A 13,379-nucleotide genomic window follows, 5' to 3' on the forward strand; every position below is an offset into this window, starting at 1 on the left:
AAGCCGCCTGAGGTCAACCTCAAGCACAGCCTTGCCCACAAACATTCGCAAACGCGGATATGTGGGGTGGCCAGGACTTAGTTTCTTGGCTTCTTGATGAAAGCTCAAAGATCAGGCGTCTTAAATCAGGGTCGATGAGATAAATTTATTTCGCTTACGCTGAACATCTTGAAACATGCAGCGTTAGTTGGTCATACTGTTACGCAGCTGGACGGAACAGGCATCTGCAAAAAAACAGCACGATTCATACGCCAAAAGAGTAAAAAATCGAGATCGCGCGACTTTTACGCGGCTATATTCCTGCGCCGCGAAGCAGATTCAGCCGTGATTTTCGTTTCTTTGGCGGCTCTGGTTCCTGAAACCGTAATGATCGTGCAAGAGCACTCAGCAAGTCGGTTTGAGAGATGAGGCCCTGAACGACATTGTCCTGATCTGTTACGATGACAGCATGAGATCGCCCATCCGTCAGAAGCGGCACTAATTTCACAACCGGCTCGTCTTTCTGCACCGTTATAGCATCGACCATCAGCATACTGATTTCATTGGCGGAACCACCCAGCTCGCGCAGCCCGACAGTACCAACCAGCCTGCCCTGTTCGCCAATCACAGGCAACGTGCGGATATTGTGCTCAAGCATCAGGCGTCGGGCTTCATCAGGAACTGCGTGCTTATTGATACTGATAACGTCACGCGACATGATATCTTCAGCCGTCAACGTTCCGTGTGTGCGAATAAGCGCTTGCAGTTCAACCTGCCTCAGCAGCCGATCAAGATCACCCGGATCAATATCGAAAGTCTCATCGACTTCCTTCAATGCCGAGGCAATATCGTCTGACGTAAAACCTACCCGCAAAGGTGCGGGAAGATCGTTGGTCTTGTGTGTATTCGCAGGCGCTGAAACTGGCACATGCGGGTATTTTCGTCTCGCCAATTTGTGAAACGCAACACCAAGAACGACCAACAATACAGAGTTCAGACCCACCGGCAAAAATGCAAATTTATAGCCCAGATCGGTTACGCCTGAGCCGCCGATAATAGCTGTCAAAGCGGCAGCACCGCCTGGTGGATGCAAGCAACGCGATATCGACATGATGGCTATCGCAAGAGAAACGCCAACACCGATGGCAATCAGCGGATTACCAATAAAACGAGCGACCGTGATACCAACAAGCGCTGAAATCACATTGCCGCCAATGACTGACCAGGGCTGGGCTAACGGACTTGCAGGCACTGCGAAAATCAACACAGCAGAAGCGCCGATCGGTGCCACAATCAAGGGAAATTCAATACCTCTGCCCATAACGAGTGCAGTTATGAGACCTGTCAGGCATATGCCGATCAATGCGCCAAGGCTGCCAATCAACCGGTCACGCAAACTGGCACCAGCCAATATGGGCACGAAAAGCCGAAAGCCGTTGAACATCATCGGTCCCTGTTTCTAACCGCGAGAAAAAGCGCTTATCGATCCAAACAATTTCAGTAACCGGAACATGGAACGATGTCGCGCAGGCTTATATCAAGTTGTTCTCGATTACGAGAATGCATTTCTATGAGCAGTGCAAACTTTTAACCGGTCACCCTGGTCACCCCGCTGAAATCTATAACGCACCGTGCCGGACTGATTGGCGAGAACTTGATTGATCCGATATGCCATAGCTCTAAGCTTCGCAAAAACAAACGGATAGCGATAATTCACGCAACTCGGTAAAGAACCTATGCCTGTTTCAAGTATCAAGGACAACTCGCATGAAATCGCGCATCATCACCTCTCAGGGCCGAGTAGCAGATCGTACTCCAGGTGCTATTCCCGGCGCTCTGGCCGTCGCAAAAGCTCTGTCAGAGCGCTACGATTTTTCCATCAGAACCATTGGTACACCTACGCCTTCTGTCTCCGATGACTGGAGTGAGGCATTGCCACAGGCCGGTAGCACGCTCAAAGGTCTCGCGGCAGCTGTCTGCGAAGAACTAACTGCCGGCCACCTACCGCTCCTTGCCACCAACACCTGTTCGGCAAGCCTTGCGACCATTCCTCAGGCGGCCAGCCAGATAGATGGGCTGACTGTCCTTTGGATTGATGCACATGGTGATTTCAATACACCCGAGACAACTGGTTCCGGCTATATGGGCGGAATGGCGCTGGCTGGCATCTGTGGGCTTTGGGACAGCGGATATGGAGGAAATTTAGCGCCGGAAAGGGTGATAATTTTCGGAGCTCGTGACATTGATCCTGAAGAAATGGAAACGCTTGATCGCAACAATGTCAAAGTAATCAGGCCTGAGGCAGCCAATGCTCAATCGCTTCTGGCTGCAATCGGCACAGGTCCAATCTGGGTTCACATCGATTGGGATGTCATGGAACCGGGGCTGATTCCGGCCGCTTACGCGATCGAAGGTGGATTGCTTGCACTTCAGCTTCGTGACGCGCTGGCCGCAATTCCTGCCTCTCAAATTGCTGCTATTGAGCTTGCAGAGTTTGAACTTCCTGCAGATGAGCAAGATGCGGACCGGGCACTCAATTTGATCCTCGACATTACCGCACCGCTTTTTGAAAGCATTGGTGCTTGATGCAAATCATCGCTCCGGGAGATTTTCCAACTAAAATAGTGTCATTGGAACGGGTGTGGCTTCCATTTTCCCAAGATCAGAAAATGGAAGCAATACGTGCTGGCTTTGACGATGAAGACATACTTGTCACAACCATCATCTTGTCAAACTCACCGCGTTTGAACGCGCTTAGGAACCGCTTATAGTCTTTGAAGACCACACATCCATTTGAATCACCAGCCCGACGAAGCATATAGGTGTGAGCCAGCAGACCATCTCTGTTGTACGGATTGCGCCCATCGACGGGTAACAACCGGACTGCTTCGACACCGTGGAACAGGCTTTCACGCATCTGAAGCTTATAAGTGCTTGGCGGCGTGGCACCACGCATCTTCTGGTTAACATAGCGCGGGTTGTCACGCATGTGGCCCATACCCGAATGCGCTTCGAGTTTTTCACCGCTCGGCAGATACACTGTTGCGGCAGAAATATCATAAATCGCCGTCCGACCGTGGGCAGCCTGACCGAAAAGTCGACCAAAAAGGCCGCGCTGTATATTCTCGGTTTTCCCAGTTGGAGGCGCATAGGCCAATTGCGCTTTTTCCTGCTTTTCAGGCTTGGCGACACCAGGCTTATTAATCACCGGCTTTCGGCCAGGAAAAGGCACGTCGTCAGGAAGAAAACTATCGGTGTCGTCTTCAATAGATGCCTGCGCGGTTTTGGCGTCAGGAGCAGACGTTGGAACAGGAATAGCATCGCCGGATGGCAGTGCCGCTTGTGAACGCGCACTATAATCTTGCGCCGCCATTTGGGCTGCGCTCGTAGCTGAAGCGATTATCGTTGGCGAAACCACGTCCTGTTTCAGCGTCGTCGTTACCACCCTCTCCTCGCGCGGTTCGATTACCGGCGTCACAGCTACGGGCACGTCTTCGATCACTGCTTCCGGACCGACATCGGCGATGATCGGTGCATCCGCAATCGCCTTATTGCGCCGCCAATCAAGATTGGAATATGGCGCATCGGCGGTATAGGCGTCGATGAAGCGTTGACGGATGACATGGCCCATGCCGATTTTTTGATCGACGACGGCCAGCTGATGCGGCGTTGCCGTCGGAAGACGTCGGATTACAGGAGCCATTGGCACGAAAGCTGGCAATACAGCTTCCACCGTGCCTAATGCAGTCATCAGGCAGCTGCCAGCCAAAAGGCCTGCACCGAGCACTGCTGCAACACGTAAAATGCCTTTAAATACAAAGGGGTTGGGGATGTTAATCCCACGCGGCAATACAAAATCATACGTTTCTGTGACGAACGCCATACTACTCGTCCTGAATAATTACTGGTTTTCTCGCAGTCGCTTTGCATGAAAGTTCGGCGGAAAAGCGAAGCAATCATGGCAAAAGTGCTGACTTGAAACTCGCACTAAGCATGAAGAATTATGGTAACTAAATTCTTTACAATCGCTTGCTGACAGCAAAGAAAGTATGGTTGTCTCTCTCAGACAGGCTCACTATGCCGTGAGCAAATAGTTGACATGGGCCGTGTTTTGAAACTCCGAGCCCTCGACCGCCACGCGATTACGTCCGCGCCGTTTCACTCTCAGAAGGGCAATATCTGCACGTTCTGCGGCATCCCAAACCGTCTCGTGATTGCGCATAATGGACATGCCGAAACTGCTGGTGAGCTTGCGCCCATTGGGCAACATCGAAAAGCTATATCGTGCCACGTGATTGCAAAGACGATTGGCAAAGACCTCACATTGCTCTGCGCTGCCTTCCACGATCAGAATGAATTCCTCGCCGCCAACGCGACCGACTATCGTTCCTTCGTCAGCAGTTAATCGAAGCAAAGAGGCAAATTCCACCAGAACCTTATCACCGATGGAATGGCCAAATTCATCGTTGATCGCTTTGAAGTGATCAATATCCGCGATGATGACAGCGCGTTTATTCTTATCCGAAGCGGTGACCTTCCGCCCAATAGATCGCTCCAACCCACGGCGATTAAGAACGCCCGTTAGCGGATCTGAATCACGCTCGCCTTGCAATTCGTTGACCACATCAGCAGTTGCCACGACCAGAATAACCAGGCCAAGCAATACCCCTATAAAGGAAACAGAAATCGTCACGAGGGTCCAGTATTTCGAACTAATCAACTCTTCAGAACTCGCAACACCCTCAAGCATGTTGAAAGTTAGTACGCTGCGGAGAAAGAAATGCATCGCAAATATCATGAGGACGCTATGCAGTGTCCGTTCAATCCAATTACCTTCGGCTAGTTGCTGAGACTTTATACAAAGGACCGCGATCATTGCGCCAAGCCCGAAATTTGAAACAATCGCCATATATTTATAGGCGATGCCAGCTTGTGCGAGATAGGCGATCATCGCCAATGTCAGCACACTAATCGCCACCCCAGCAAAGGGGGAAAATGGCCTGCCAAGACGAACCATCACGGCTTCACAAAAGAAAAGCCCGGCCAGGAGATAAAAGGCAGTGGCGGTAAATACCTCTGCATTTAAGCTTGGTAGAAGATGCAGTACCTGTAGCAGCAAGCCGGTCGCAAATGTTGCGAAACCCAGTCCGAACAACAACATATGTTTGCGTTTGGTGTCGAGCATCCATACGCCGGACATCGTCGTCGCAAACAACATAATCAGGAGAGGAGGAACGAATTTCACGACAGATGATACCGTTTAAACAAAAAATATATTAAAATCGGAATTGAATGCATTTAAAACGATAATAAACGATTCAAATCAAGCAAACTTTTATTGTAAAAAGATAGATATTTCACTGATTTAGACTATTGTAAATTAATTATGTTCTAATAATAAAATATAAACAATAGGATCACAGCCGCACGGGCCAATGCTCCGTTTTATACATTGATAGTTATCCCCAGATACTGATTTCAAGCATTCACTTAAATAAGCCTATAACATTCAATATCGCCAACATTACCTGTTACTAAACTTATTAAGGCCTTGGTGACGAGGTTCTGAAATGCCATTTTAACACTACGCACAGCCCCAATGCGGAGAAAACATATGCGCCATCAGTTCGACCTTTTTACTCCTCCAGCAGTGGACGGAGAAAAACGGGCGGAACTGCGTCCTGCCCGCACCAGACCCGGCAAGGGAACGGCTATTGATGAAGCGGAAATGGTACAGCGCCTGAAGGACAGCGGCCGCTATCGCATCCTGCAACGGCTCGACCCGGCACCGATAGTGCCGGATGCAGATAAACTTGCTTTCCCGCGTCTTGGTGTGGTGGTCGATACAGAAACGACTGGTCTGAGTGCCGCGCAAGAAGAAATTATTGAGATTGGCGCGGTCGCTTTCCGCTATGCCGACGATGGTTCTATTGGTGATGTCTGCGCGACGTTCAGCGCGCTGCAGGAACCATCAAAACCAATTCCAACCGATATCACCCGCATCACCGGCATTACCGATGAGATGGTAGCGGGACAGATGATCCCCCGTGCGAAACTGGAATCGCTGATCTCAGAGGCAGATCTGATCATTGCACATAATGCAGGTTTCGACCGACCATTTCTTGAACGGTTCTCGCCTGTGTTTGAGAACAAGCCATGGGCCTGTTCGGTCAAGGAGATTGATTGGACCGCGCGCGGCTTTGAAGGCACAAAACTTGGTTATCTGATTGGCCAGAGCGGCTATTTTCACAACGGCCACCGCGCTGAAGATGATTGTCAGGCACTGTTGGCCGTGTTGCGCGAAACATCAGGCCGCAAGCAAACGCCATTTTCGGAGCTGCTCAAGGCCAGTCACAAATCGCGCCTGCGCATCTACGCTGAAAACAGCCCCTTCGAGATGAAGGACAAGCTGAAAGAGCGCCGCTATCGCTGGTCAGACGGCACCGATGGTCGCCCGAAATCATGGTGGACTGAGGTAGACGAGGACGAGCTGGATAGCGAGCTTGAGTATCTGCGCACGGAGATTTATCCATGGCGCGATGCGGAACCACTTATCGTGAAACTGACTGCAACAGAACGCTATAAAGAGCGAGCGCCATTGCGACCGGGCAAATAAAAAAGGCGGTATAAACCGCCTTTCCCTTATCAGATGACAGGCCACGGCCTTTGTGCGGGCCGCATGTCCTCATAGGCTTTTGCCAAACGCAATACACCCAGATCATCAAAGCGCTGGCCGAAAATCTGCAAGCCAATCGGCAACCCTTCGGACGTATATCCGCAATTGATCGAAACTGCGGGCTGCTCCGACATATTGAGCGAAACCGTAAAGGCGATATGCTCAAACGGGCGCTGCGGATCGTTGATCGGCGAGGCCCATTCTGCCGGATAGGTCGCCATCGGCGCGGTCGGAGAGATGATGAAATCAAACTCTTTCGACGCTGCAAGTGCTGCATTGCGCATCGCATCCATCTGGGCAAAGCCTGTATAAACCTCTTCGCCCGACAGCCCTTCAGCGGTCTCAGTCCATTGATATATGTAGGGCAGGATTTTCGCCCGGTTTTCAGGTGTCATTTTCTTGATGTCCGACCATGATCGCGCGCGCCAGAAACGATCAAGACCGTCAATCATTGTACGATTTAAGAACGGCTCGACTGGCTCGATGATAGCGCCGGCATCCGCAAACAACTTTGCTGCAGCTTCGATTGCCGCCCTGGTTTCATCGCCGACATCTTCACCAAAACCAGCATCAAGCCAAAGGCCGATCTTCAGGCCTTTCACATCAATGTCGAGGTTCATCCAATCAATTGGCTGATAAGGCAGGCTCATGCCATCACGACGATCAGGCTTGGAAAGCACCGACATATAAAGCGCCGTATCCGCAACATCGCGTGTCATAGGACCGGCAACTCGGCCCAAAAAGGCAGGATCGATCGGAATACGCCCAAAAGACGGCTTGAGGCCCACGACTCCACACCAGCCGGCAGGCAAGCGGATGGAACCACCAATATCGGTACCAACATGCAAAGGCCCATAACCGGCAGCGGCAGCACTACCAGCACCTGCACTCGATCCACCAGGATTTGTGCTCAGATCCCATGGGTTGCGGGCAAGCTTATGGAAGCTCGAAAGCCCGGAGGATAGCATGCCAAGGTCTGGCATAGTTGTTTTGCCAAGCAGTACACCGCCAGCTTCACGAGTGCGGGCAGCAGCTGGCGCATCAGCGGTAGCAGGCTTCAACGGCAATGCAGCACAACCAAGCGGCACAGCCAAGCCTTGCGTTGCTATATTTTCTTTGAGTGTCAGCGGTACGCCGTCAATCGCGCCTGCAGGCTCTCCTTTGGCCCAGCGCGCTTCCGACGCCTTTGCTGATTTACGTGCAGCATCAGGGTCATAGGCCCAGAGGGCGTTGAGCTTTGGTTCATAGGCTTCAATGCGATGAATGACCGCTTCGGTCACTTCAACCGGCGACAGCCTTTTCGCCTTATAAGCATCAACAAGCGTGACAGCAGATAAATCCGCTAGATTTGACATTCAGGTTCCCTTTTATCATTCCGGTAATTGGAGATTGGCGGTCTGCCGCGATGCGCGTTTGCGCCGTCCCGAGAAAGGCTTTGGCACCGCATCGACAAGCGCTCGCGTATATTCATGCTGCGGATTATCAAAGACCTCGTTGGTTGGCCCCTGCTCGACAATATTGCCGCGATAAATCACCGCCACACGGTCGGTAATGGCACGCACAACACCAAGATCATGACTGATGAAAAGATAGCTGAGACCAAATTTCTCCTGCAAATCCATCATCAGATTAAGCACCTGCGCCTGAATGGAAACATCAAGCGCCGAGACCGGCTCATCCGCAACAATCAGCGCTGGCTTTGTAATCAGCGCACGCGCAATGGCGATACGCTGACGCTGACCGCCGGAGAATTCATGCGGATATTTATCCGCCGATGCGGACGGCAATCCAACCGCTGCCAGCACTTCCTCCACACGCTCATTGCGTTCAGCATTGCTTGTTCCTCGTTCCAGCGAGACAATCGGTTCCGATATAATTCGTCGCACCGTATGGCGTGGATCAAGCGAGCCATAAGGGTCCTGAAAAATTGCCTGAAAGCCTTTGCGTGCTTCACGGAGCCCACCGCGATCAAGCGCATAAATATCCTGCCCATTGATCAGAATTTGACCAGATTGCGGCCTCTCCAAACCCATAACTGCACGGGCTAATGTGGATTTACCGGAGCCACTTTCGCCAACGATGCCGAGGCTTTGCCCTGCTTCAATATCAACGCTGACACCGTGAAGCACGCGCAAGCTCTCCTGTTTCGACAAAAAAGAAGCGCGCGGCAGACGATATTCGCGCACGACATTGCGCACTTCCAGAATGTGTTTCGTCATGCCATCACCTCGCCTTCACACGGATGAAAGCAGGCGGCACGATGCGTGATCCCGTCATTCTCACCGAGAATATCAAGCGGCGGAATGGTTTGGCGGCAATCATCCTGCACAAAGGTACAGCGATCAGCAAAAGTGCAATGCGCCGGACGCGCAAGCGGATCGGGCACCACACCGGGAATGGCTTTCAGTCGTTGCCGCCCACCAGAGCTCGAACGCACAAGGGCTGCACCATGAGGTGAGGCTGCAAAAAGGCCGCGCGCATATGGATGCGCCATGCGATTGAACACGGCTTCTGTGCGGCCCGTTTCCACGATCCGCCCTGCATACATAACCGCAATACGGTCCGTCATCTCGGAAACGACGCCGAGATCATGCGTGATCAGCATCAAGGCCGTCCCGGTCTCGTCGATCAGTTCATCCATTAGATCGAGGATCTGCGCCTGCACCGTTACATCAAGCGCGGTTGTCGGCTCATCAGCAATCAGCAGGTCCGGTTCGCAGGCAATCGCCATAGCAATCATCACGCGCTGACGCTGACCGCCGGAAAGCTGATGCGGATAGAGTTCAAGATTGAAGCGTGGTGCGGGCAATCCAACCCGATCAAGAAGCTCGCGTGCTTTTCGTTCAGCGTCCGCACGACTTTCACCAAGATGCAGACGACGGCCTTCAGCAATCTGTGCGCCAATTGATTTCACTGGATTGAGCGCAGTCATCGGCTCCTGAAAAATCATCGCCATGCGACGTCCGCGCATTTTACACAATTCTGCTTCCGGCAAGGACGCAAGGTCTTGGCCGTCAAAGCGCAGTGTTCCACGCACGCGCATGCGATCTGGCAAAAGCCCCATCGCCGCAAGAGCGGTGATCGATTTGCCACTTCCGGACTCACCCACCACGCCGAGACGTTCGCCGCGATTAAGCGTCAGCGTGATGTCGGAGACAATATCCGCGACCTTGAGCCCAATGGGCAGCTCAACGGACATATTGTTCATTTCAAGCAAAGGTATTGTCATCTCTGCCTCCTTACACGCGGGTCAAGCACATCTCGCAGTCCATCTCCGAGCATATTGAGCCCCAGAACGGCAAACGTGATGGCAAGGCCGGGGAAAATGGCCAGCCATGGCGCGTCATAAATGAAAGTTTGTGCGTCATTGAGCATCTTGCCCCAGCTCGGCATTGGCGGCTGGGTACCAAGTCCGACATAGGACAGGCCAGCTTCTGCAACGATTGCGAGAGCAAACTGAATGGTCGCCTGCACGATGAGCACGTGATTAATGTTGGGCAGTACATGCAACAGCGTGATCGAAATATCGCCACGCCCAGCACAGCGCGCGGCCTGCACATATTCGCGCTTCCACAGACCAAGTGATGCGCCGCGTGTCACACGGGCAAAGACCGGCACGTTGAAGATGCCAATTGCAATCATTGCATTGACAGCGCCCGGACCAAAAATCGCGGTGATGATGACAGCGGTCAACAGTGCGGGGAACGCAAAGGCAAGGTCTGTCATGCGCATGACAAAACCATCAATCAATCCGCCGCGCGCAGCCGCGAAGGCTCCCAGCGGAATGCCTATACCAGCACCAACCAGAACCGCAATGATGGAAACGGCAATCGAATTGCGCGCGCCCACCATGATCATGGAGAAAACATCTCGACCGAAATTATCGGTGCCAAAAAGATGGCTAAGGCTCGGGCCTTGCAGCTTGTCGCGAAAATTCATCGCGGTTGGCGAATAAGGCGTCCAGAAATAAGACACCAACGCCATAGACACGAGAATGACCGTAATCAGCGATCCTATAAACAAGCTTCGGCTCAGAAACAGCACCCGGAAGCGACTTGGTTTAACCATAGTCTGAACATCGCTCATCGGCTGCCTCCTGTCGAAAGGCGCGGATCGATGAACCCGTAGACCAGATCGACAACGAAATTAACCGCAATGACGGAAGCGGCGAGCATTGTCACCAAGGATTGCACGGTAATGAGATCGCGTTGCGCAATCGCCTGAAAGACCAGTCTTCCGAGGCCGGGGAGATTGAAGACATTTTCGATAATGATGGTTCCTGCGAGCAGAAATGAGAATTGCAGGCCGATAATGGTGACAACCGGGATCAGCGCATTGGGCACGGCATGACGCCAGAGGGCCGCCCTGCGAGTAAGCCCCTTGGCACGCGCGGTACGCACGAAATCTTCGCCCAGTGTTTCAATAACGGCCGAGCGGGTGACGCGGGCGAGAATTGCGGCAAGCGGCATGGCAAGCGCCAGCGCAGGCAGAAATAGCGAACGGATGCCAATCCAGAAGCCATTTTCCCATCCGGCAAAGCCTGATGCTGGGAACCAGCCGAGCTGCAGTGCAAACAGAAGAATTAACAGCAATCCGAGCCAAAAATTGGGGATCGCGACACCGACCTGTGCGACACCCATCGAAAGTATATCACCCGTCTTGCCGCGCTTGGATGCCGCATAAACGCCAACAGGAATGGCTACGGCGACGGACAGGATCATGGAAAGCAAAGCCAGCGGCAGCGTGACCATGATCCGCGGGCCCAGCAACTCGCTGATCGGCACGGAATAGGTATAACTCGTGCCGAAATCGCCTTTCAGAAACCCACCGATCCATGAGAGATAACGCCACCACAGCGGCTGATCGAGACCAAGCTGCTTATGAAGGGCGGCAAGCGTTTCAGGCTGAGCGTTGATGCCAAGGATGACTGCCGCGGGGTCGCCTGGCAGCACCTGCATGAGCAGAAAGACGATGACGGAGGCCGCAAGCGTCGTAAGCATGAGCGAGACTAACCGCCCGGATATATAAGCCAGCAAAGCGACCTCCTTGAAGTGCTGGCGTCTGCCGCACACTCCGCATTCCATTCTTTACCGCGCCGCAGCCCCTTGATTATTATCGCTGCACGGCCATTCAGGTGGTTTTACGCGCATTTTTGTCCGAAAACCGTCTTACATTTTTCGGAACCCGCGTGAATATCCGCCCCTGAACATGTGTGCCGGGGGCGGATCAGTTTTCAGTTTTCCCAGTAAGCCTGTGTCAGATCATCAGCCGGGATCGGCATGTTCTTCCACAAACCTTTGACGTTCTTATTCCACACACCGATTTTTGGCAGCGCATAGAGGAAGATATTCGGCTCGTCAGCGGCAAGTTTTTCCTGCAGCTTCTTCACGAGTTCGAGCTGTTCTTCGTCACTGCCGGCTTCGGCATAGGCCTTGTAGAGCGCCTTATATTCCGGGTTGTTGTAGTTGAAGTAGTATTTGTCGCGGGCATAGATATCGAGATCGCGTGCTTCTGTATGAGCAATGATCGTCGCATCGAAATCTGACCGCTTGAATACCTGATCGAGCCACTGAGCGAACTCTATCGGCACAAGATTGGCCTGAATGCCAACTTCTGCCAGCATGGCTGCAATAATCTCACCACCACGACGCGCATAGGCCGGAGGCGGCAGTGTTATCGTGATCGACGTGCCTGCTGGAACACCTGCCTCTTCCAGCAACTGCTTTGCCTTGGCCGGATCATACGGATATGTTTCCGACAGATCGACATAGCCCGGATCAACCGGCGCGTAATGCGAGCCAATTGGCGTACCAAAACCCGAATAAACGCCTTCGATCAGCGCTTTGCTGTCGATTGCATGAGCCAAAGCCTGACGCACCTTCACATTGTCGAACGGCGCTTTGGCATTGTTGAGTGAAAGCAGAACTTTGCCTGCAGTATCACCCACTTCCACCTGAAGCTTGTCATCACTCTTGAAGCGGCTGATCAGTTCAGGTGCCTGGAACATCGGGAAAACGTCGATGTCACCAGCAAGGATCGCAGCGGCAGCGGCCGATGGATCGCTCACAAAGCGAAAAGTGACTGCAGAGAGTTTTGCAGGTTCACCCCAATAATCTGGATTGCGGTCAAGTTCGACGCGATCACCCTGCACCCAGCGTTTGAACTTGAACGGACCTGTGCCGACAGGCTTGGTGCGGTTTTCGGCTGCGGAATTTGGTGCGACCATCACAGCATCGCCCCACCCCATATTGAACAGGAAGTTCGAGCTTGGGCGCCTGAGCGTGACAACCGCAGTCGCCGGGTCAGGACACTCGGTGCTGGCAATCGGCTCGAAAAGACCTTTTTGCGCGTTGGTGGAATCGGGCGCCACCGCACGCTCATAGGAGAACTTTACAACCGAGCAATCAAACGGCGTTCCGTCATGGAACTTCACGCCCTCGCGCAGCTTGAAAGTATAGGTCTTTTTATCATCGGAGACTGTCCAGCTTTCGGCCAATTGCGGCTTAACCGTACCGTCTTCAACAATCCGCACCAGACCTTCATAAAGGTTGGCATAAGTAACCTGCCGGATACCGGCGGCTGCATTTGCCGTAGGATCAAGGCCCGGCGGTTCCAGCACTTCACCGACAACCAGTGTATCTTTTGCAAAGGCACCGTTGATCGATGCCAGCATGGCGGCAGTTATAAGTCCTGCCTTGAATAACTTACCCATAGCTCCCCTTTT

General features: G+C 52.7%; 11 protein-coding genes. 2 read left to right on the forward strand and 9 right to left on the reverse strand.

Features of this window, described 5'->3' with window-relative positions:
- Positions 1–292 precede the first annotated feature (292 nt).
- Positions 293–1,426, reverse strand: coding sequence for an HPP family protein (locus CEV32_RS06240; protein WP_094575244.1), 1,134 nt, complete (start codon positions 1,424–1,426; stop codon positions 293–295).
- A gap of 320 nt (positions 1,427–1,746) precedes the next feature.
- Here CEV32_RS06240 and CEV32_RS06245 point away from each other — a divergent pair, with 320 nt between their 5' ends.
- Positions 1,747–2,565 (forward strand): arginase family protein, encoded by an 819-nt coding sequence (locus tag CEV32_RS06245; RefSeq protein WP_094575246.1) that lies wholly within the window; start codon positions 1,747–1,749, stop codon positions 2,563–2,565.
- A gap of 76 nt (positions 2,566–2,641) precedes the next feature.
- Here CEV32_RS06245 and CEV32_RS06250 read toward each other — a convergent pair whose 3' ends face one another.
- Both CEV32_RS06250 and CEV32_RS06255 read right to left on the reverse strand, forming a co-directional pair.
- The gene (locus CEV32_RS06250; protein ID WP_094575248.1) at positions 2,642–3,862 is read right to left on the reverse strand and encodes a DUF2778 domain-containing protein; all 1,221 of its coding nucleotides are present in this window, start codon (positions 3,860–3,862) and stop codon (positions 2,642–2,644) included.
- A gap of 192 nt (positions 3,863–4,054) precedes the next feature.
- On the reverse strand, positions 4,055–5,224 hold the full coding sequence (locus CEV32_RS06255) for a GGDEF domain-containing protein (protein ID WP_094575250.1): 1,170 nt from the start codon (positions 5,222–5,224) through the stop codon (positions 4,055–4,057).
- A 369-nt stretch (positions 5,225–5,593) separates the two neighbouring features.
- Here CEV32_RS06255 and CEV32_RS06260 point away from each other — a divergent pair, with 369 nt between their 5' ends.
- Positions 5,594–6,595, forward strand: coding sequence for a 3'-5' exonuclease (locus CEV32_RS06260; RefSeq protein ID WP_094575252.1), 1,002 nt, complete (start codon positions 5,594–5,596; stop codon positions 6,593–6,595).
- A gap of 29 nt (positions 6,596–6,624) precedes the next feature.
- Here the strand turns inward: CEV32_RS06260 and CEV32_RS06265 are convergent, their stop codons facing one another.
- The 6 genes from CEV32_RS06265 to CEV32_RS06290 form a co-directional block, all read right to left on the reverse strand.
- Positions 6,625–8,010, reverse strand: coding sequence for an amidase (locus tag CEV32_RS06265; protein WP_094575254.1), 1,386 nt, complete (start codon positions 8,008–8,010; stop codon positions 6,625–6,627).
- Between the two features lie 15 nt (positions 8,011–8,025).
- Positions 8,026–8,874, reverse strand: a complete 849-nt coding sequence (locus CEV32_RS06270; RefSeq protein WP_094575256.1) for an ATP-binding cassette domain-containing protein — start codon at positions 8,872–8,874, stop codon at positions 8,026–8,028.
- A complete protein-coding gene (locus CEV32_RS06275; RefSeq protein ID WP_094575258.1) occupies positions 8,871–9,884 on the reverse strand; it encodes an ABC transporter ATP-binding protein in 1,014 nt (337 codons plus the stop codon). The genes CEV32_RS06270 and CEV32_RS06275 overlap by 4 nt, the downstream gene beginning before the upstream one ends.
- Entirely contained in the window at positions 9,881–10,741 is an 861-nt protein-coding gene (locus tag CEV32_RS06280; protein ID WP_094575260.1) for an ABC transporter permease, read from the reverse strand. The genes CEV32_RS06275 and CEV32_RS06280 overlap by 4 nt, the downstream gene beginning before the upstream one ends.
- Complete coding sequence (locus tag CEV32_RS06285) at positions 10,738–11,691, reverse strand: ABC transporter permease (protein WP_094575262.1); 954 nt, start codon at positions 11,689–11,691, stop codon at positions 10,738–10,740. The genes CEV32_RS06280 and CEV32_RS06285 overlap by 4 nt, the downstream gene beginning before the upstream one ends.
- Positions 11,692–11,888: 197 nt before the next feature.
- Positions 11,889–13,367 carry an ABC transporter substrate-binding protein gene (locus CEV32_RS06290; protein WP_094575264.1) on the reverse strand — a complete coding sequence of 493 codons (1,479 nt, stop codon included), beginning with the start codon at positions 13,365–13,367 and terminating at the stop codon, positions 11,889–11,891.
- Between the last annotated feature and the right edge of the window lie 12 nt (positions 13,368–13,379).

Source organism: Brucella rhizosphaerae (genome assembly GCF_002252475.1).
Taxonomy (GTDB): Bacteria; Pseudomonadota; Alphaproteobacteria; order Rhizobiales; family Rhizobiaceae; genus Brucella; species Brucella rhizosphaerae.